Source organism: Micromonospora eburnea (assembly GCF_900090225.1).
GTDB lineage: Bacteria > Actinomycetota > Actinomycetes > Mycobacteriales > Micromonosporaceae > Micromonospora > Micromonospora eburnea.
Map to the genome: position 1 here is coordinate 2,330,176 of NZ_FMHY01000002.1, position 18,987 is coordinate 2,349,162.

Annotated in this window: 16 protein-coding genes; 7 read left to right on the plus strand and 9 right to left on the minus strand. The window is 69.7% G+C overall.

Features of this window, described 5'->3' with window-relative positions:
* Nucleotide 1 precedes the first annotated feature (1 nt).
* Both GA0070604_RS11030 and GA0070604_RS11035 read left to right on the plus strand, forming a co-directional pair.
* A complete protein-coding gene (locus GA0070604_RS11030) occupies nucleotides 2–952 on the plus strand; it encodes a helix-turn-helix transcriptional regulator (RefSeq protein WP_091117863.1) in 951 nt (316 codons plus the stop codon).
* Nucleotides 953–981: 29 nt separating this feature from the next.
* Entirely contained in the window at nucleotides 982–1,503 is a 522-nt protein-coding gene (locus tag GA0070604_RS11035) for a hypothetical protein (RefSeq protein ID WP_244161837.1), read from the plus strand.
* A 130-nt stretch (nucleotides 1,504–1,633) separates the two neighbouring features.
* Here GA0070604_RS11035 and GA0070604_RS11040 read toward each other — a convergent pair whose 3' ends face one another.
* Nucleotides 1,634–2,122, minus strand: a complete 489-nt coding sequence (locus tag GA0070604_RS11040) for a tyrosine-type recombinase/integrase (RefSeq protein WP_091117865.1) — start codon at nucleotides 2,120–2,122, stop codon at nucleotides 1,634–1,636.
* 744 nt (nucleotides 2,123–2,866) lie between these two features.
* Here GA0070604_RS11040 and GA0070604_RS11045 point away from each other — a divergent pair.
* Complete coding sequence (locus tag GA0070604_RS11045) at nucleotides 2,867–3,277, plus strand: hypothetical protein (protein ID WP_091117866.1); 411 nt, start codon at nucleotides 2,867–2,869, stop codon at nucleotides 3,275–3,277.
* Nucleotides 3,278–3,422: 145 nt separating this feature from the next.
* Here the strand turns inward: GA0070604_RS11045 and GA0070604_RS11050 are convergent, their stop codons facing one another.
* The gene (locus GA0070604_RS11050) at nucleotides 3,423–3,809 is read right to left on the minus strand and encodes a tautomerase family protein (protein WP_091117867.1); all 387 of its coding nucleotides are present in this window, start codon (nucleotides 3,807–3,809) and stop codon (nucleotides 3,423–3,425) included.
* Nucleotides 3,810–3,875: 66 nt separating this feature from the next.
* On the opposite strand from GA0070604_RS11050, the gene GA0070604_RS11055 reads away from it, so the two are divergent.
* Nucleotides 3,876–4,349 carry a MarR family winged helix-turn-helix transcriptional regulator gene (locus GA0070604_RS11055; protein WP_091117868.1) on the plus strand — a complete coding sequence of 158 codons (474 nt, stop codon included), beginning with the start codon at nucleotides 3,876–3,878 and terminating at the stop codon, nucleotides 4,347–4,349.
* A 199-nt stretch (nucleotides 4,350–4,548) separates the two neighbouring features.
* On the opposite strand, the gene GA0070604_RS31745 is transcribed toward GA0070604_RS11055, so the two are convergent.
* Nucleotides 4,549–5,532 carry a helix-turn-helix transcriptional regulator gene (locus tag GA0070604_RS31745; RefSeq protein ID WP_141721269.1) on the minus strand — a complete coding sequence of 328 codons (984 nt, stop codon included), beginning with the start codon at nucleotides 5,530–5,532 and terminating at the stop codon, nucleotides 4,549–4,551.
* Between the two features lie 147 nt (nucleotides 5,533–5,679).
* Here GA0070604_RS31745 and GA0070604_RS11060 point away from each other — a divergent pair, with 147 nt between their 5' ends.
* A complete protein-coding gene (locus GA0070604_RS11060; RefSeq protein WP_167363428.1) occupies nucleotides 5,680–9,474 on the plus strand; it encodes a S8 family serine peptidase in 3,795 nt (1,264 codons plus the stop codon).
* A gap of 199 nt (nucleotides 9,475–9,673) precedes the next feature.
* On the opposite strand, the gene GA0070604_RS34465 is transcribed toward GA0070604_RS11060, so the two are convergent.
* A complete protein-coding gene (locus GA0070604_RS34465; RefSeq protein WP_091117870.1) occupies nucleotides 9,674–11,710 on the minus strand; it encodes a fibronectin type III domain-containing protein in 2,037 nt (678 codons plus the stop codon).
* A gap of 181 nt (nucleotides 11,711–11,891) precedes the next feature.
* On the opposite strand from GA0070604_RS34465, the gene GA0070604_RS11070 reads away from it, so the two are divergent.
* The gene (locus GA0070604_RS11070; protein WP_091117871.1) at nucleotides 11,892–12,326 is read left to right on the plus strand and encodes a VOC family protein; all 435 of its coding nucleotides are present in this window, start codon (nucleotides 11,892–11,894) and stop codon (nucleotides 12,324–12,326) included.
* Nucleotides 12,327–12,504: 178 nt separating this feature from the next.
* Here GA0070604_RS11070 and GA0070604_RS11075 read toward each other — a convergent pair whose 3' ends face one another.
* Nucleotides 12,505–13,278, minus strand: coding sequence for a DUF4386 domain-containing protein (locus GA0070604_RS11075; protein ID WP_091117872.1), 774 nt, complete (start codon nucleotides 13,276–13,278; stop codon nucleotides 12,505–12,507).
* The gene (locus GA0070604_RS11080) at nucleotides 13,278–13,520 is read right to left on the minus strand and encodes a hypothetical protein (protein WP_141721271.1); all 243 of its coding nucleotides are present in this window, start codon (nucleotides 13,518–13,520) and stop codon (nucleotides 13,278–13,280) included. Before GA0070604_RS11080 ends, GA0070604_RS11075 begins: the two co-directional genes overlap by 1 nt.
* Nucleotides 13,521–13,626: 106 nt before the next feature.
* Here GA0070604_RS11080 and GA0070604_RS33910 point away from each other — a divergent pair, with 106 nt between their 5' ends.
* Complete coding sequence (locus tag GA0070604_RS33910) at nucleotides 13,627–15,921, plus strand: ATP-binding protein (RefSeq protein WP_091117874.1); 2,295 nt, start codon at nucleotides 13,627–13,629, stop codon at nucleotides 15,919–15,921.
* 362 nt (nucleotides 15,922–16,283) lie between these two features.
* Here GA0070604_RS33910 and GA0070604_RS11095 read toward each other — a convergent pair whose 3' ends face one another.
* Genes GA0070604_RS11095 through GA0070604_RS11105 form a run of 3 tightly spaced genes read right to left on the minus strand, consistent with a single transcriptional unit; the run spans nucleotide 16,284 to nucleotide 18,978 of the window.
* Nucleotides 16,284–16,862 carry a hypothetical protein gene (locus GA0070604_RS11095; RefSeq protein ID WP_091117875.1) on the minus strand — a complete coding sequence of 193 codons (579 nt, stop codon included), beginning with the start codon at nucleotides 16,860–16,862 and terminating at the stop codon, nucleotides 16,284–16,286.
* A complete protein-coding gene (locus tag GA0070604_RS11100) occupies nucleotides 16,859–18,181 on the minus strand; it encodes a hypothetical protein (protein ID WP_091117876.1) in 1,323 nt (440 codons plus the stop codon). The genes GA0070604_RS11095 and GA0070604_RS11100 overlap by 4 nt, the downstream gene beginning before the upstream one ends.
* Nucleotides 18,178–18,978: an ATP-binding cassette domain-containing protein gene (locus tag GA0070604_RS11105; RefSeq protein ID WP_091117877.1), complete on the minus strand. Its 801-nt coding sequence runs from the start codon at nucleotides 18,976–18,978 to the stop codon at nucleotides 18,178–18,180. Before GA0070604_RS11105 ends, GA0070604_RS11100 begins: the two co-directional genes overlap by 4 nt.
* Nucleotides 18,979–18,987 lie beyond the last annotated feature (9 nt).

The following is an 18,987-nucleotide window of genomic DNA, read 5'->3' on the forward strand; positions in this document are numbered from 1 at the left end:
CATGTTGGAGACGTCCGCCCGGCTGCTGCGCCTGCTCTCGCTGCTGCAAACCCCGCGCGATTGGACCGGCGCCGACCTGGCGCACCGCCTTGAGGTCGACGTGCGGACCGTGCGCCGTGACATCCAGAAACTGCGCGATCTCGGCTACCCGGTGCACGCCACCCCTGGCGCGGCCGGCTACCGGCTCGGCGCCGGAACGAAGCTGCCGCCGCTGCTACTGGATGACGAGGAGGCCGTGGCCGTCGCCATCGGGCTACGCACCGCCGCCAGCGGCACGCTCACCGGCATCGAGGAAGCGTCCCTACGCGCACTGGCAAAGCTCGAACAGGTACTGCCATCACGCGTGCGACACCGGGTCACCCTGCTGCACTCGGTCACCGTCACGGTTCCCGCCGCCGGCCCCACCGTGGATCCGGACGTGCTGACCGCCGTCGCCGCCGCCTGCCGCGAGCACCAGCGGCTCCGCTTCGACTACCACCGCCACGACGGCACCACCTCGGTACGCGACACCGAACCGCACCGACTGGTGCACACGGGCCGGCGCTGGTACTTGGTGGGGTGGGACACCGAGCGGTGCGACTGGCGCACGTATCGGGTCGACCGGATCCGTCCCCGCATCCCGGCCGGCCCGCGATTCAGCCCCCGACAGGCACCCGATGTCGACCTCGCTGGCTACCTCGCCCGCGGCGTGTCCACCGCGCCGTACCGCTACCAAGCCCAGATCACCCTGCACGCGCCAGCCGAGACCGCCGCCGAACGCATCCCACCCACCATCGGCGTCATCGAAGCCGTCGACCCACACACCTGCCTACTGCGCACCGGATCCAACACCCTCGACGAACTCGCCATCTACGTCGCACTGTTCGGCTTCCGCTTCCAGATCCACGAACCACCCGAACTGATCGCACACATCCGCGACCTCACCAGCCGACTCACCGACGCCGTCCGCTGACCGCCAGTTCATGATCCATAATGGCTAGCGTGCAAACCGCTCTCACCGGCGCAACACCCAGTCAGACTGTTCGCAAGCGTTTGCGCTCGCTGGCTGCGCTGGAGCTCATGAACATCCCACTGCAAGGCGGGGTGTGGTTCGGCGTGGTCGGGCTACCGGCTACGGCAACCAACCTGGTCGGCTTCGGCTTGTTTGCGCTATTGCTTATCGAGGGCGCCGCGTACTGGGTAGCCAAACTGCATCAGATGGACGTTCGCCGACGCCACCTTCCGGCTTTGGCGGCATTTCGCGCGGCCCGCATCGTCAACCCGCTGCTCCTGGCCGCTGGCGTCGTGGCCACTGGATCCGTCGCGGCGACGGATCCAGGGCGAACCTCCTGGCCAGGACTGGCCTTTGCGCTGTTCGCGGTCCTGGAGCATGTCAACTACTTTTACGTCCAGCTCATGCATGACACGCTCGCGGACCTGCGCCGACTACGGTCGGTCGGTCTGCGTGTCTCCCACCTCGCCCGCGACATCGCTCGGGCCGCGTCCGATGCATCTGTGCGATGACGACCTGACGTCACGAAGGACCGGCGAGGCCCTTGCATGCCCCTGGAACTGTCCAATCGGGTGTAAATGCTCGGGCCCGCAGGCCGCAGGCAGCCAGCGCAGTGACATCGGCAGAGTCGTGAGCGGCTGGTCATGTTCCGGAGACCATGTACGCGGCGAGGATGTAGTTGGGGTGCCGGTCGAGGTTTTTGCGGGCTCGGTCGTAGCGCATGGTGGTTCGGGGATCGGCGTGGCGGGCGGCGATCTGCACGTCGCGGAGGCTGACGTCGGCGTCGAGCATGGTGGTCACAAAGGTGTGGCGCAGCATATGTGGGTGCATCCTCGGCATCCGGATTCCCGCGGCCTGGGCGAGGTGTTTGAGGCGGCGGGTAGCGGCGTGTCGGTCATCCGCCGACCGTGGGTGTTGCGCAGGATCGGCCCGGCGGTGCGGTTGTCGACGGCCCGGTCGATGGCTCGGGCCACCGCAGGTGGTAGTGGGACGAGGACGACCTTGGCCGCCTTTGCCACGTACGTGTAGGACCCGGTGTCCGTGTTCCTTGCCCAGGTCGGCGATGTTCGACCCGCAAGCCTCGAAGATCCGCAGCCCGAGTAGGCCCCAGGATGGCGACCAGGGCGAAATGGTTCAGGTTCGAGGACTTCCGGGCGGTGGTGATCAAAGCTTCGAACCGCAGGTGCCCCAGTTCGAGGGCCGGCGACTCGGCCGGCACAGTGGGCCGGCGGATGTAGTCGGCCGGCGAGTGCTCCAGGATCGCGTCGATGACGCAGACCCGATAAGACCCAACCACGACCGACAGCCGACGGGACACCGTCGAGGGCTGGTACCGGCGTACGTCTTGCAGCCAGCGCACGTACCGCTCGATATCCACCCGCGCCGCAGTCAGCGGGTCCAGGTCGTGGTCGGCGCACCAGCGAAGGAAGACTCGCAGGTCAGACTCGGTGTGCACGTGAGTCTGGCCACGGTAACGGCCCAGGAAGGCCGACACTGCGGCCCGCACAACGAGTTGATCGCCAGGTACGACACCGGAAGCCGAAGCAGGAGAGGAAGTCATACATCACTGTGCGTCACCATCGGCGATGAACACGAGTCCACCTGAAGGGGCAGATGTGTGCGCTGCGGTCGGTCGTCTGTCGGCTGGTTGGTGGGTCGTAGAATCATCGGGCTTCACGGGGCCAGGCCCGGCCAAGGTGGGTTCTGCGGATGGGACAAGGGCGGTGAAAGCCATCCGGTCACGGCGAGCAATCTCTCGACCAGACCTGGGCGGTGCTGTGTGCACCCATCTCTACGCCGCGTCGCGTCGATGATCGAAGATACCTTCACCGTGCGAAACGACCTTGACCAGATCGAAGCGGCTCTCGTCGGGCCGTGATCGACAACGTCCGCGCCGGCGGCTGGCGGATCGGGTTCCTCGGCCCGGTCGATGACACTTCGCCCGACGACCTAGCCAAAGACCTCGCGTTGGAGAGGGCGGCACCGGCCATCGCGCTATCGGTCTTCGACAGCGACTGCGCCTTCGCCACGGCGGCTGATCCCTCCGGCGGCGCGATCGAGTTCTACCTCAACGAGGAGATCGTGCGGGCCCTCGTCGACGACAACGACAGATTCGAGCCACTCAACAGCCAGGCCGCCGCCGGACTGCTGACGTGGGCCGAGAAGGCCGGCCTCGTCGCCAGCCCCGACGGACTCGCGACCGCACTTGAGGAGAGCCCTGGTCCGTTCGGTGGCGGGATCCTCGAATTTACCGAGGCCCTCGGCATCGCGGAGTTCCCCGGCTAGAAGATCATGACCGCACGCATCATCCGCGATCCGGCAAACCTGATCTCCGTTACCGAGTGTGCGAACGCGGTACTCGCGGCATTAGAGTGCGCCGATCGAGTGTTGTTAAGTGCTCGTCGTAACGGCTCCGGCACTTGATTGATCCCTATGACGTGACGACAACCCCGCCGATACCTGTGCGTCCGGCCGGGGTGCCTACGAGCTCGACCGTGAGGCCGGCGCGGACGCGTTCCCCGAGGACGTCGACGATGGCATCCGTGACTCCGGACACGAGGCGGGTAACGATCTCGTCGGCGTCGGGTCGGCTGAACGCCGCCTCTCTGATGCCGAATGTAACGCTGGGTGAGGGCGCTTGTGCTGGCGTACCGCCGATACCCCATCGGTTGGGCGGCAGGCCGATCAACTGCACGACCGCAATGCTTCGGGCCCACTCCCCGTAGACGGCGACGACCGCGTCGGTCAGGTTCCGAATCAGGGCGGTCTCCCGGCCGGCCAGGTCGCTCTCCAGCACATGCACGCTGAGGTGGGGCATACCATCCTCCGTGAACAGTTGATCGCAAACTAGCTTTGACTGCAAAGATATTTGGGAGGTGGGCGGATGTCAACGCCCGGCACCACGGATGACGCGGTCAGGGAATTGCTCCTGGTGATGCCAAGGCTGGTCGGCAGGATCAAGCGCCTGCCATTGCCAGAACAGCTTCGGTCGCTTGATCTGGCGCCGCGGCACCTGTCGATGCTGTCCCTGCTCCTACTGGACGGTCCGCTGACCGTCTCCCAGCTAGCCCGGATGCTGGGTGTGGCACCGACCACGGTGAGCCTGATCGTGAGCGATCTGAGCCGCCGAGGAGTCTTGGTACGACGCGAGGACGACGCCGACCGCCGCCGCCGCATCGTCGACATCAGCCCTGAGAGTCGTTCCGCCATCGCCCAATGGCTCACTCCGGGTGCCCATGCCTGGCGCCAGGCCCTCGCACCGCTGAGCCCAGCACAACAACGCACATTCGTCGACACCATGCTCAGGTACGAGGCGGCCGTCTCTACCCAGACGCAAACGGCACCCGCGAGCGGTTAGAAGCACACCACGCCGATAGGGACGCGCGCTGCCTACGACGCACTGTCGTCGGCAGATCCGGTAGTTGACGCGGCGACCTATGAACGTGTTTGTAGCGGAACGTAGCCGCCAGAGACCAGATCAGACCGCTCCGATCGGGCCGCCGAACCCCCGGCGAACCCGTGGTGGGACAGTCTCCGAGGCTGAGGCAGAACTGCGGTCAGACCCAACCACGGCGGCAGGCGTGCCAGCCGAGCTGCATCCGGGTGGTGGCGCCGGTCGTCTCCATGAGGGCGCGGAGACGCCGCTGGACCGTGCGGGCCGAGGTACTGAGCTGGTGGGCGAGCGCCCGATCGGTGAGGCCGGCGAGCATGAGCTGCAGGATCTGCCTGTCCATCGGGTCCAGCCCGGTCCCTTTGACAGCGAACGGGCGCGCCGAGGCCCAGACCGCTTCGAAGAGCTCACCGGCCAGCGCAGCGAGCGGCCAGCGCAGCATCACCGACGACTGGTCGCTGATCTGCACCATCGCCGTGGCGTCGTCGGCAATTGCGATCTTGCGCAGCGGCTCGTCGGCGATCCGCACCTGCGCTCCTTCCTCAAGCCTCTTGTGGAGGGCACGGGTCGCTGCGGGCTCCTGCAGGAAGGCCGTGTCGACGACGATGCGATAGACGACACCGGTCGCGGCGTGGCGGCGTACCCGCTCCAGCGCGTCGGTCTCGTCCTGACCGCGCCGTACCGGGAGGTCCTCGCTCGTGGTCTCCTCGAATGTGTCGGCGGCGGGGATCGCCTGGTTGCCGCCCGACTGGAAGGCGCGGATGGTGCGCTGGGCGCTGTATTCGAGCTGGAGCAGCCGGTGGGCGACCGACTCGGGCCCCTCGATGAGCTCGACGAGGTCGTGGCCTCGGGCGGGCGCCATCTCGCGGTGATAGGTCTCCGCGAACTGAGCGAGCAGCTCCTCGGAGCGGCGTAGCTGCTCGCGGGACCGGGCCAGCCGCGGGCCGAGAACCAGCTCGGGCGGGGAGGTGATCATCGCTCCGTTGGGCCCGGGGTGGACCAGGCCCGTGTCGGCCAGCCGGTTCAGCGACGCGGTGATGACGGCGACCGGCCAGCCGAGCTCGTCGGCGAGCCGGTCGACGCCGACGCCGGGGAACGCGATGACGCCGCGGTAGACCGCCTCGTCCAGTGGTACCAGCTCGTCGAGCACGCGTTCCTCCTGCCGGTCGTCCCAGCGTGTGCCGGGTGTCGAATTCTCGCCATGTCGCCGTCTCGCCATGCCGGAGCCGGCCGGCGGAGACGGCGGTTCCGCGAGAGTAGGGCACGTCCCACCCCACTGCTCGTCCAGGAGCTCTGCATGTCAGATCATCGCCGCGCCCGCGGCCCGGTCAGCGTCCTTGCCGCTCTGGCTATGGTCGCCGCTCTGCCGGCGCTCGGGGCCGAGGCCGCCCGGGCCGCCGACCAGCCCGCGCCGCCCGCCGTCGCTGCGGCGCCCGCGGGCCAGCTGCGGGCCTTCACGCTCGTCACCGGTGACGAGGTCACGGCTCGGGTCACCGCCGACGGCGGCCTCGCCGACGTACGCCTGCGTGACGTGTCAGGACGCGACGCGTTGTTCACCACGTTCACCGACGCCGGAGGCACCTACGTCCTCCCCGCCGGGATCGAGGCCCAGATCGACACCGGCCAGGTGGACCGAGACCTGTTCAACATCACCAAGCTGCTCGCTGACGGGTACGACGACGCCAACCGCGACACCCTGCCCGTGATCGTCACCTACGCGACCGTGCAGCAGGCCGACGAGCTTGCGAAAAGGGCACCGGCCGGAACGCAGATCACCGCGCGGCTCTCCCTCATCAAGGGCGCGGCGGTGCGCATCCGCAAGGACCAGGCCGCCGGCGTCTGGCGTTCGCTCGCCCCAGCGAGCACGCCGCCCGCTCCATCGAGCGACACCGCCGAGAAGCCGTCGGTCCAGCGCCTCCCGGCTGCCCGGATCTGGCTGGACGAGATCGTCCACTCCAGCGACAAGAGCGGCGACAGCGGCAGCCCGACGGTGCCGCTGACCGGCGCCGACGTCGCCCACCGGCTCGGCTTCGACGGCACCGGTGTGAAGGTCGCCGTCCTCGACACCGGCTACGACACCGGTCACCCGGACCTGGCCGGGCGGGTCGTCGCCGAGCACAGCTTCATCGGCTGGGAGGGCGTCGAGGACCGCAACGGCCACGGCACCCACACCGCCTCCACGGTCGCCGGGACGGGTGCCGCATCGCAGGGCGCGTACGCCGGCATGGCGCCCGGCGCCGACCTGCTCATCGGCAAGGTGCTCGACAACACCGGCGCGGGCTACACCTCGGGGATCATCCAGGGGATGCAGTGGGCCGTCGACAACGGCGCAAGGGTGGTGTCGATGTCGCTCGGTGCCACTGGCGCCGAGTGCGAGGGCCCGGACGTCGACGCCGTCGAGGCCCTCAGCGATCGGGCTCTCTTCGTGATCGCGGCCGGCAACAGCGGCCTGCCCGGCTCGGTGTCGACGCCGGGGTGCGGCCCCGGCGCGCTGACGGTCGGCGCGGTGGACCGGCACAACGCCTCGGCGTACTTCACCTCGCGGGGCCCGGTCTTCGGCGGAACCGCCGCCAAGCCGGACATCGCGTCGCAGGGCGTCGACGTGGTCGCCGCCCGCGCCGGCGGCCGGGGCGACCTGGCGTACGTCGCCTACTCCGGCACCTCGATGGCCACCCCGCACGTCGCCGGAGGCGCAGCGCTCGTGTTCGACGCCCGGCCCGATCTCACTCCGGCAGAGGTCAAGAAGGTGCTCACCTCCTCGGCCGGCGACACCCGCTCGAACGTGCTCGAGCAGGGCGCCGGCCCGATGGACGTGGGCCGTGCCGTCACCCAGCAGGTGGTCGGGGCGCCCAATCTGCGGCTGGGCGACTTCTCCTACCCGCAGAAGTCGCTTCCGGTCACCCAGGCACCGATCACCTTCACCAACCTCGGCAGCACGGCCGTCACGCTCAAGCTTGAGGTCGAGGAACTCGTCGGTGGGGACGGCGTCACCCCTGTGCCCGCTGCCATGGTCCGGCCGCTCGCGAGTCATCTGACGGTGGGCGGCGGCCAGAACGCCTCCGTCCCGCTGCGGATCGACCCCGGACTGCCGGTCAAGGACGCGGCGTACGGCACGGTCACCGGCCGCCTGGTCGGCACCGCGAAGGGCGTCCAGGTCGAGGTGCCGTTCAGCCTCCACCTCGAGGAGCCCTCCGCAGACGTGACCGTCGTGGGCATCGACCGGTTCGGCAACCCGGCGGCAGCACCGTCGATGTGGGACCTCATCGATCCGACCCGCGGCCGGGCGTGGCACGTCGGGTTCGGCGCTGACGGCACCACCACCACGCGGCTGCGGCTGGGCACCTACACGATCGCCGCGAACGTCATGACCCGTGATGAGCCCACCAACGCCAGCGGCGTGACATCGGTTGCCTTCCTCGCCCGGCAGAACGTCAAGATCGACGGTGACGCGACGATCACCCTGGACGCACGCGACGCGCGGCCGCTGAGCTGGCAGACCGACCGCGCCAGCCAGCCGTTCGGGTACACCGTCGGCTACACCTACGATCTGACCGGCAGCGGCATCAGGCTGTCGAGCTTCGCCACCGCGCCGTCGTATGTCGACGCCGTGTACACCGACTCGACGGGCAGGCGTGACGAGCGATTCACGTTCGGCGTGACGACCCGCGCGTACGCGCCGCGGGCGACGGTGGCCACCCAGGCCGGACCGCTCGACTACTGGTCGGTGGTGCAGACACCGCCGCTGCACGGTCAGGGCACCGCGCCGCTCGTCGCGGTCGATCCGGCCGAGCTCCTCGACCAGGACCTGACCGGGAAGGTCGCACTCGTCGCCGTACAGCCGCCCTGGCCCCTCGGCACGGTCGTCCGGGACGCCGCCCGGGTGGGCGCGGTCGCGGTGATCGCCTACTACCCGAGCCTGGTCGGCAAGGTGACCCCGCCGGGAGAGAGCGGGGCGTCGATCCCCGTCCTCACCGTCCGCTCCGACGAGGGTGCCCGGTTGGCCGCGGCGGTGGCCGCCGGCCCGGTGACGCTGCGTTGGTCCGGAGAGCAGCCGGAGACGAGCCCGTACGTCTACAACCTCGCGTGGCTCACGACCGGCACGGTGGCGACCGGCACCCAGCGGGTCCACGACAGTGAGCTCTCCGCGCAGCGGGCCGGCTACTACACCCAGGGCGACAGCCGCACCCTCTGGACCGACGTACAGTTCAGGATCCCCGGAATGTCCAGCTCGCTCTGGGCGGCCGGCAGCACCGTCGGGGTCCTCGCGCCCACCGAGCGGACCGACTATTTCACCGCCCATCCGCAGGTCGCCTGGACGAGCATCGTGGCACCCGGCGTGGCCAACAGCGGCGGGGCCTTCGACGGCCCGCGGAGCCGGACCGCCGGCCAGGAGACGACGAGCTGGTACAAGGCGCCCACCGGGATGTCCCTGTCGACCGACGGCAGGCCGCTGTTCCAGCGCGACGCCAACCGACTGCGGGTGAGTGTCCCCTGGTTCGGTGACGCCGGCGGACACGACGCCCTCGGCGCCTATCCGGACAGCCGTAGCGTCACCGTCAACGTAGACGGGCAGCCGGCGAAATACGACGGTGGCGTGATCATCCTGCCCGACGACGAGGCCACGATCACGGCCCGGGCGACCTGGCAGCGGCCGGTCGGGTTCGGCGCGATCCGCTGGTCGATCGGGATCGCGGAGGACACTGCGTGGACGTTCCGCACCAGCGCTGGGCAACAGGGCGCGCAGGGCGTCCCGGTGCCCGTGCTCGACCTGCCGCTCAGGCTGACCAACACGGTCCCCGGCGGCACCGCCGTGCCGTTGCGGTTGTCGGCCGTCACCAACAGGTCTGGCGGGAAGCCAGTTCCGGTCACCGGGGCCAAGGTCTGGTACGCGGCCGGATCGCAGAGTTCGGTCGCGGGAATCCCTGCCAGCGCCTGGACCGAGCTGCCGGTCACCGGCACGGGCACACAGCAGGCGGCCACCGTGCCCGCTGTGCCGGCGAGCAGCGGCTACGTCCATCTGAAGGTTGAACTCACGACCGCGGACGGTGCCACCGTCACCCAGACAATGGTCCGGGCCTACGGCCTGGACTGAGCGGCGCCGGCGGCTCGGGGCCCGCGGCCGGATTCTGGTCGCGGGCCCCGCCGTCGGCGATGCCCGGGTTGCCGCCCCCGGCGTCGAACCCGTCGTAAAAGATGAGGATCGAGCCAGGGCGCGTCCTGGACGGCACCGCCTCAAGAGGATCTACCTACATCGGCCCCTCTCCGCGCTCGTGGCGCATATGAAGATCAAGCTAGGGGAGGGCGTTCAGGAACGGCTTATGGCTGTTCATGAACTCCCAGCCGTAGTACCGATCCCAGTTGATGGACCAGGTCATGAGGCCGCGTAGGTTCGGTGACGTGCCGCCTCGCAGGGCGTACCCCCCGCAGGACGTGCCGCGGACCAGGCAGTTGAGGGCGGCCTGGACTGCCGCGGGCGAGGTGAAGCCGTTGCCGGCGCTGCCCGCGGCGGGGGTGCCGAACGCGATCTGGTCCTGGCGGAGGGCGGGGAACGTGAAGCCGGTGCCCGCGACCGGGAATCCGGCGGCGAGCATGTCGGTCATGGCGATGTGGAAGTCCGCGCCGCCCATGGTGTGGTACTGGTTGTCCAGGCCCATGATGGGCCCGGAGTTGTAGTCCTGGACGTGCAGGACCGTGATGTCGTTACGCAGGGCGTAGATGACGGGAAGGTACGCCCCGGCGCGCCGGTCGCAGCCACCACAGTTGCCGCCGTAGAACTGGTATCCGAGCTGGACGAAGAACGTCTCGGGCGCCATCGTCAGCACGAATCCGTCGCCGTAGCGGGCTTTCAGGGTCTTCAGGGCGGAGATGAGGTTGACGATGACCGGCGTGGTCGGGCTGGCGACGTTGTTGTCTCCCGCGTTGAGGGTCAGCGAATGGCCCTCGAAGTCCACGTCCAGTCCGTTGAGGCCGTAGCGGTCGATGATGGCGCTCACCGAGCTGACGAAGGCGTCCCGCGCGGCCGTGGTGTTCAGCTGCACCTGGCCGTTCTGCCCGCCGATCGACAGCAGGATCTTTTTGCCCTGCGCCTGCTTGGCCCGGATGGCCGCGACGAAGTCGGCGTCGCTTTCCACGTTCGGGCATTCGGCCGCCGGGCACCGGTTGAACCGGATATCGCCGGAGGTCACCGACGTCGGTTCGCCGAAGGACAGGTTGATGATGTCCCACGCCGCCGGCACGTCGGCCAGCCGCAGGTAGCCGCTGCCGTTCGCGAAGCTTGCGTGCAGGTAGCCGATCAGCGCGTGCTTGGGCAGTCCGGTGTTGCCGCATCCCGTCGTGGTCCCGCTCACCGCGCCACTCCTGGCCGACTCACCATTTCCGTTGTACGCCGTGACGGTGTACGAGTGGGTCGAGCAGGTGGGCAGCCCGCTGACCGTCGCGGTGGTGCCGGTCCCCGTGGCGACCCGGGTCGCGCCTTCGTAGACGTAGTACCCGGTCGCACCGCTGGAGGCGTTCCACTGCAACGAGATCGACGTGTTCGTGGTGCCCGTGATGGTCAGGCCCGACGGAGTCGGGGGTGCGCTCGTGCAGCCGGTCGTGGTGACGGTGACCGTGCCGGACTTCGCCGACTCGCCGTTGGCGTTGTACGCCGCCACCGCGTACGTGTGAGTGGAGCAGGTGGCCAGGCCGGTGATCGTGGCGCTCATCGCGGTCGTGTCGGCCCGGATGGTGGTGCCTTCGTAGACCCGGTAGCCGGTCACGGTCCCGCTCGACGGGCCCCAGGACAGCGCTACCGACGTGTTCGTGATCGAGCCCAGGGTCGGGGTGCCGGGCACGCCCGGTGGCGCGGCGCCGCCTGGGCCGTCGAGTGAGATGTCGTCGGCGAAGTACGTGCCCTGGCCGTACCAGCCGTGGGTGTAGACCTCGACGCTGGTCTGGTTGGCCGCTGTCGTGAAGTTCACGGTCAGCTGCGTGTAGTTCGCCGCGTTCGGCGTCCACGTAGACGCCCCGCCGGTGATGCCGAGGTAGACGTAGCTGCCGCGGACCCACCCGGTGAGGCTGTACGTCGTGTTGGGCAGCACGGCGACGGTCTGCGTGCATTGGGCGGTGTCGGAGGCCGACGCCGGGCCCTGCAGCGCTTTGGTGCCGGTGTGCACGGGTGTGGTGACGACCGAGCCGAGGCTGCAGGTCCATGGCGCGAGCACGCCCGATTCGAAGCCCGGGTTGCTCAGCAGGTTGGCCGCGGCGGCGGGGGCAGCGCCGACGACTGCGCCCACCGCGACGGCCAGGGTCGTCGCCGACGTCAAGAGCAGGTATCGAAGACTGTTCATGCGTATATTATTAGGAAAGTTTCCTAACCTTTCTAGGGCCGCCCCCGGGTGATGAAGCCGAGGACCTCCGGCCAAGCCTGTCGAGCAGCGATCGTGCGGTTGGAGATTGAGCGCCGCAGCGGCGCTGCCGACCCGGATCCCCTCCCGCAGGTCGCCGAGATCCCGCCTCTATGGTGGGCCGATGGCGTCGGTCAGGCAGATCCAGGTCACCTTCGATTGCGCAGAACCTGAGCGCGTCGCTCGTTTCTGGTGCGAGGTGTTGGGGTACGTCGTACCGCCGCCCCCGGAGGGGTTTGCCACCTGGACCGATTTCGATCGCACGCTGCCGCCTGAGAAGCAGGGCTCAGCGTTCGCCTGCAGTGATCCCTCAGGGGTGGGCCCGCGACTGTACTTCCAGCGCGTTCCCGAAGGCAAGGTCGTCAAGAACCGGCTGCATCTTGACGTACGGGTCGGCACCGGGCTCGTGGGTGAAGAGCGCCTGGCCGCACTCGAGGCCGAATGCGCACGACTGGTCGCGCTCGGCGCGGTACGCGTGCGACTACTGCGCGCCGACGGCGACAACGAGTCGTGCCTCGTGATGCAGGACATCGAGGGCAACGAGTTCTGCCTCGACTGAGTGACCGCGAAGGTGACACCCTCGCGAGTCGACTGGTCCAGCACTACCGGCCGATCCGGCTCTGGCAAACGGTGCCGGCCTCCCGCTCGGCACGCTGGGGCCGACCGGCTGGGTTGCCGGCCTGCTCCAGCGGGCCGCGACCGGGCTGACCGGGTTCGCCGACGCCTCGACACAGCGGTCAAGGCCGCGCCGGGGCGTGTCCTCGGGGCGTGAGGGGGGTGTTATCCGAACGTGAGGAGAAGGCGGCCTGCTGCTTCCATCGTTCGATGTTCACGCCCGCCACGAGCAGCCACAGGCAGAGCGTTCCTTCGCCGAGGAGCGCGGGCAACTGGATCCAGGGGACCAGGTGGGCGGCGAACCCCGGTGCCAGGATGTTGGTGAAGCTGTAGATCAGGTAGGCGAGGCCGTCGATCGCGAGCAGGACGCCGATCGTCGTGGGGAGGAACCTCGACCTGAGGAGCAGATAGCCCATGCAGAGGAGGTCGAAGCCGAAGAACACCGTGTGGATGGTGTAGTCGATGCCGGACAGGTCGCCGGGCAGGTAGGCCAGGGCCTGCAGCTGTGCCGCCGGAAGCGCGTTCGCGTAGGGGCCGTCGCCCGTGAGGACCAAAGGCGCGAACTGGTTGACCAGGCCGGCGGCCTCGATGGCGGTGCCGACCAGGATGAAGAACACGTCCAGCAGGGCGAGCCGTCGGTTCACCACCTTGAGCAGGTCATAGAAGATGACTGCCAGGCCGACGTTGGTCACGGTGACCACCACGTGCGCGGCGAGGCCGGACCGGTAGAGCAGCTCATGGCTCGCGATATTGTGGGCCGTGGTCACCGGATCGGGCGTGACCAGCATGGCGGGGACAACGCTGATGGCGAAGGCACCCCCGACGATGTTGATGAGGTAGAGCAGGCCGGCAGCCCGGGCCAGCCGGCGCGGTGAGGCGCCCGCAGCGGAATCCATCACAGGCCTTCCTTGACGCGTGCGGATGACGATGCTCCGACGGCCGGCATCGACTGCAGGGTGATGACCTCGTGGCCGCGCAGCGCCTCGAGGAACGGTTGGAAGCTGCCGGCGACGAGGCAGCGCACGACCGGACCGGCGGCCTCGACGGCGCTGACGCCGGACGCCCGCTCGATCTGTCGCACCGGGGGCGCGTCAACAAAGCTGATCTCGACCCGCCAGGCCGGATGTTTCGTAGTCATGATCGAGAATCTAGGGAGCGCGGAGGGCGTCGCCATCAGTGCAACCACTGAGCCGGTACTGAGCGGCCGACATTGGGAAGATCACGGTCCGTAGTACGGTCGGTCGGTGCCCAGACCCACTCACCGATCGGGCAACCTGCCCGTCGAAGCGACGAGCTTCGTCGGCCGTCGTCACGAGCTGGCCGAGGCCAGGAAGAAGTTGACCGCCGCGCGGCTGGTCAGCCTGGTCGGGCCGGGTGGGGTGGGCAAGACGCGTCTGGCGCTCCGCGTCGCGACCGACCTCCGGCGTGGGTTCGGCGACGGCGCCTGGCTGGTCGAACTCGCCGAACTGGCGGATCCGGCGCTCGTCGGCCATGCCGTCCTGGCCGCTCTCGGCCTGCGCGACCAGGCCGCGACCGAGCCGGCGGCCCTGCTGCGGCCCTACCTCAGGGACAAGCAGTTGCTGCTGGTCGTCGACAACTGCGAGCACCTGCTCGACGCGGCCGCCCGACTCGTCGCCGATGTGATCACTACAGCGCCGGGGGTACGCGTGATCGCGACCAGCCGGGAGCCGTTGTCGGTGGCCGGTGAGCACGTGCTGCCCGTTCCTCCGCTCCAACTGCCGTCACCGTGCGCCTCCGAGCCCCTCGCCCAGCTTCGCCAGAACGAGGCGGTCACCCTCTTCGTCGAGCGTGCCGCAGCCGCGTCGGGCAGCTTCGGCCTGACCACCGGCAACCAGGCCGCGGTCGTCGATGTGTGCCGCCGGCTCGACGGGTTGCCGTTGGCGATCGAGCTGGCGGCGGTGCGCACGCGGGCGCTGAGCCCCGAGCAGATCCGCGATCGGCTCAGCGGCCGGTTCGACCTGCTCACCGGCGGCAGTCGAGCCGCGCTGCCGCGCCATCAGACGCTGCGCACCACGATCGAGTGGAGCTACAGCCTGCTGGCGCCGGCCGAGCGGACGCTGTTGGCGCGGTTGGGCGTGTTCGCCGGTCGGTTCACCCTCGACGATGTCGAGGCGGTGTGCTGCGGCGACGACCTGCCGGCACCAGGTGCGCTCGACCTGTTGTCGTCGTTGCTGGACAAATCGCTGGCGACCAAGGAGGAGGTCGCCGGCACCGCCTGCTACCGGCTGCACGAGACGATGCGTGAGTACGCCCGCCTCAAACTGCGGGAGGCTGGCGAGGAAGAAATCGTCGAGGAGCGCTGCGCCGATTACTACCTGGCGTGTTGTCGGCAGTTCGCGGCGGAGGGACGCTTCCGGCTGCTCGACTGGCTGGCCTGGGCGGAACTGGAAGTCGACAATGTCCGAGCCGTCCTGCGCCGCTGTGCCGACCGGCGCGACTTCCGGCGCGGAGTAGACATCGCTACCGGCCTGATCTGGTACTGGGTCACCCGCGCCACGACCGAGGGGGTGCGGTGGCTCGACGAGTTGCTCGCCGGGGTCGCTGATCCGGTCGCGCACCCGTGGTCGTACTTCGTCCGTGGGTTCCTCGCTGTGCTGCAGAACGACCCGGCGGCGGCCATGCCGGCGCTCGACCGCGCCGTGGCGGCGGCCCGCTCCGCGGGACAGTCGGATGTGCTGGCGCAGTCGCTGGCCATGGCGTCGGTCGCCGCGAACCTGGCCGGCGATCGAGCGTCCGCCGTACGGCTGCTCGACCGGGCCCGCGTCGCCGCCACCGGCCTGGACGACCTGGGTACCACCCTCATGCTGCACCAGGCCCCGGCGCTCAACGGCCTCCTCGACGGCGACCTCGACACCGTCAGGTCCGCCGCAGGGGAGGGCGCGCGGCTCAGCCGCGAAGCGGGCGACCTGTACAGCCTCGACATGATGCTGATGAACCAGGGCTTCGCCGCGCTGCTCACCGGCGACCTTCCCGAGGCCGAGCAGCGGTTTACCGAAGCGCTGCGCATCGCCCACCAACTCGACGACCGGGTGGCCCAATGCCACCTGCTCGGCGCGCTCGGCTGCTGTGCGGCTGCCTCGCGCGAGTCGCGGCTGGCAGCACGGCTCCTCGGGGCGATGGAACGCCTGCGCGACGAAGCGGGCGCGCGCGTCAACGCGGGAATGGCTCCGGCCCTGACTCAGGCCGCCGCGTCGGTGACGGCCGCGCTCGGTCCGAGATTCGAGTCGGAGTTCACCGCTGGGCAGCAGTTGAACCGAGACGCTGCGGTACGGCTCGCACTCCGTGAGCTCCCTTCTCCGGCCGCCGTAAACCCGGAACGCGGCAGCGCGGGGATTCTCGGCGAGCGCGAAACCGACGTCGCGCGGCTGGTCGCTGACGGTCTTACCAACAAGCAGATCGGGGCACGCCTGTTCATCTCCGAACGCACCGTCGAAACCCACGTACGCAACATCCTCAACAAGCTCGGCTTCACCTCAAGGGCCCAGATCGCCGCCTGGATGGCCACGCCGGACCACTGAGCCTTCTCCAAGCTGATCTTGCAGCTCATGGTGGGTGCAGGCAGCCCGGACACCGGTGAAGGCGAGGCTCCAGGTGAGACAGCAGTCGGTGCCCTGCCCATTGCCTGTCCGGTCAGGGTGTTGAGCGCTTGGACGCTGAGGTGGAAGGAAGAAGAGTCTGGTGGGTCATTTCTTCGGGTGCGTTCCGAGGTAGGCGAGTACTGCGGTGACGCGGCGGTGGCTGCTGTCGTCCGGGGGCAGGTCGAGCTTGGCGAAGATGTTGCTGATGTGCTTGTGCACGGCGCGATCGGTGACGTGCAGGCGGGCTGCGGTTACCCCGAGCCGAACCCACAGCTCATCGGGCCGGCAGGGTGAACGCCAAGCTAAGGTCCTTCGCGCCGGGCGGCTCCGAGGAAGGCGTACGTCAGGAGGCCCGTGACCGCCAGGATGGCTGCGATCGCCGCCGCGGGTCGGCTGGTGTGGGGCTGGCCCTGCCACGTGGCGAGAGCCTTCCACGTGCTCGACTGGGGAAACAGGGCGGCGACGACCGTCCAGCCCAGCGGGAGGAACCAGGCGCGGGCGGCGCCAACGACCGTCGCGCACATGGCGGTCAGGCCCAGCAGGCCGGCGGCGTCGCGCAGCACCAGCGCGGCAGGGCCGAAACGGGCGCCAGTGGGCAGGGTGGCGAGCAGCACGACGAACACGAGCGCCAGCGCGGCCAGCAGGTGCAGTGCCCGCCACCGGGTCCAGCGTAACGAGGCTGAGCGTTCCAGGTCCTCGTCCGGGGTGGCCAGCGTGGTCGACAGGACCGCCACCATCAGCACGACCGTCAGCACGACGATCAGGGCACCGGCGTCGCGGTCGTCGGAGAGGGTCAGCCACAGGGCCCAGATCAGGGCCGCGGCGCCGACGGACGCGGCCAGGGCCAGTGGTACGCGTCGCGCGCGCAGGTAGAGGCTCACCGTGACAGCAATCCGGTGCTGTCCTGGCAGGCCAGGATCGCATTGCGCACTGCCGCCACGCGGGACAGCGCCTCCGACGTCGGCAGCTTCTGCAAGCCCTGCCAGAGCGCGACCGCCTCGGCGTTGAGCTCAGGATCCTCCTCGATCGTCTCGTCGGGTGTGACGCCGACGTCGGGGACCGGCTGGCGGCCGAGCAGGTAGTAGGCGGCTGCCCGTTCGACCGCGCTGCGGCGCTGGCACTGGCCGGTGTTCTCGACGCCGAGGCCGAGGACGATCTCGGGGACCACGGTGGCGGGATAGGCCAGGCCGCCGTGGGCGTCGATCCGTACGGTGATCGTGACGACGTTGTCGTCGCGAGTGGTGGGGAGCGGTTCCCCCACAGCCCACCGTTCCTGGTGCACCTCGGTCGGCGCGTCCGGCAGCTTCGCGAGGACGGCCAGACCCTCGCGGGCGAGCGGGGTCAGCGTGTCGAGCACGTTGGCGTTGACTCGGGTGACGCAGATTTTCGGCGCGTCGTCGGTGCAGACGAGTTCGCGGGCGACCGGGTCGATTGGCGCGACGAGGGCGGCCTCGGCGCGGGGGACGATCGCCGCCGCGGCGCCGAAGCCGAGCAGTGCCGGCAGCACGGCGGCCATCCGGACGCACGGGCTGCGGGCGATCAGCAGCACCGCCCCGGACAGCGCGAGCGCGCCCATCCAGATCGCGAGCGCGCCGGTCACCCGCGGGTCGATGGTCTGGAACGGGTAGAAGTGGCCGCCGCCGTAGACCGGGGACAGGACCGCGCCCATCCAGTGGGGCCGCATGATCGCGGTGAAGAAGACCAGCAGTACGCCGGCCACGGCGAGCGCGGGGGCGGTCACCAGGGCGGGCAGCAGCCGCCCGATGCCCAGGCCGAGCCAGGCCGCCGCGACCATGGAGAACGCGCCGGCCAGCACGATGACGACGATGTCCGGCGGGAAATAGGCGGCGGTGGGGGCGATCCGCACGCCGCCCGCGACGATCACGAGCAGATAGGCGAGCCCGAGCGTGGCTCCCATCGCGACGAGGACCGGCAGCATCCGCCGCGCGCGGGACCGAGGTGTGGTGGCGAACAGCTCACCGACCTTGGCCCGGTGCTCGCGGCGGCCCTGCCAGGCGCCCGCGGCCAGGGCGAGCGGCCACAGCAGGATCATGTATTCCTTCGCGGTCAGCACGAGGGGCATCCAACCCTCCGACCAGCGTCCCGCGTCGACGTAGAGGGCGGCGACGCCGATCGCCAACGCGAGCAGGGCGGCGCCGGCCGCGGCGGAGCGGCGTAGCTCGAGTCCTAGGGCGCTCATCGGGCGGCCTCCGCGCGGTGGCGGCGCAGCAGGGCCGAGTAGCCGCGTTCGGCGGGGCTGTCGCCCGCGTGGCCGTCGTCGCCGAGCGCAACCAGCGCGGCGGGCGTGCCCTGCCACACCAGCCGGCCCTCGTTGATCAGCACCACCTCGGTGCAGGCGGCGACCACATCCTCGACCAGATGGGTGGAGACCAGCACGCAGGCATCCACGCCCAGGTCGCGCAGCAGCTCGCGCAGGTCGAGGCGCTGCTCGGGGTCGAGACCGACGGTCGGCTCGTCCAGCAGCAGCACCTGTGGGTCGTTGACGATGGCCTGGGCGATGCCGGCCCGGCGCAGCATGCCGCCGGACAGTGTCTTGAGCCGGGCGTCGGCCTTGGCGCTGAGCCCGACGCGGTCGATCGCGCGCTGCGTGGCCGCCGGGATGGCGGCCTTCGGCATCTCCTTCAACCAGGCCATGTACGTCACGAACTCGCGCACGGTGAATCGCGGGTAGAAGCCGAAGTGCTGCGGCAGGTAGCCCAGCGCGCGCCGGGCCGGGCGCAGGTCGGCGCGAGCGTCGACCGGGGTGCCGAGCAGGGTCAGCCGGCCGTCGGATGGCTTGAGTACCGTCGCGAAGGCGCGCATCAGCGTGGTCTTGCCCGCGCCGTTGGGCCCCAGCAGGCCGTGGACACCGGTAGCCAGGTTCAGGTCGAGACCGTCGACCGCCAGGTGACGTCCGGCACGTACCTTCAGCGCCTCGGCGTGGATGGCCCAGGGATGGGTGGTGGCGACCGTCTCGGCCGTGCTCACCGCTCGCATGGTGGTCCT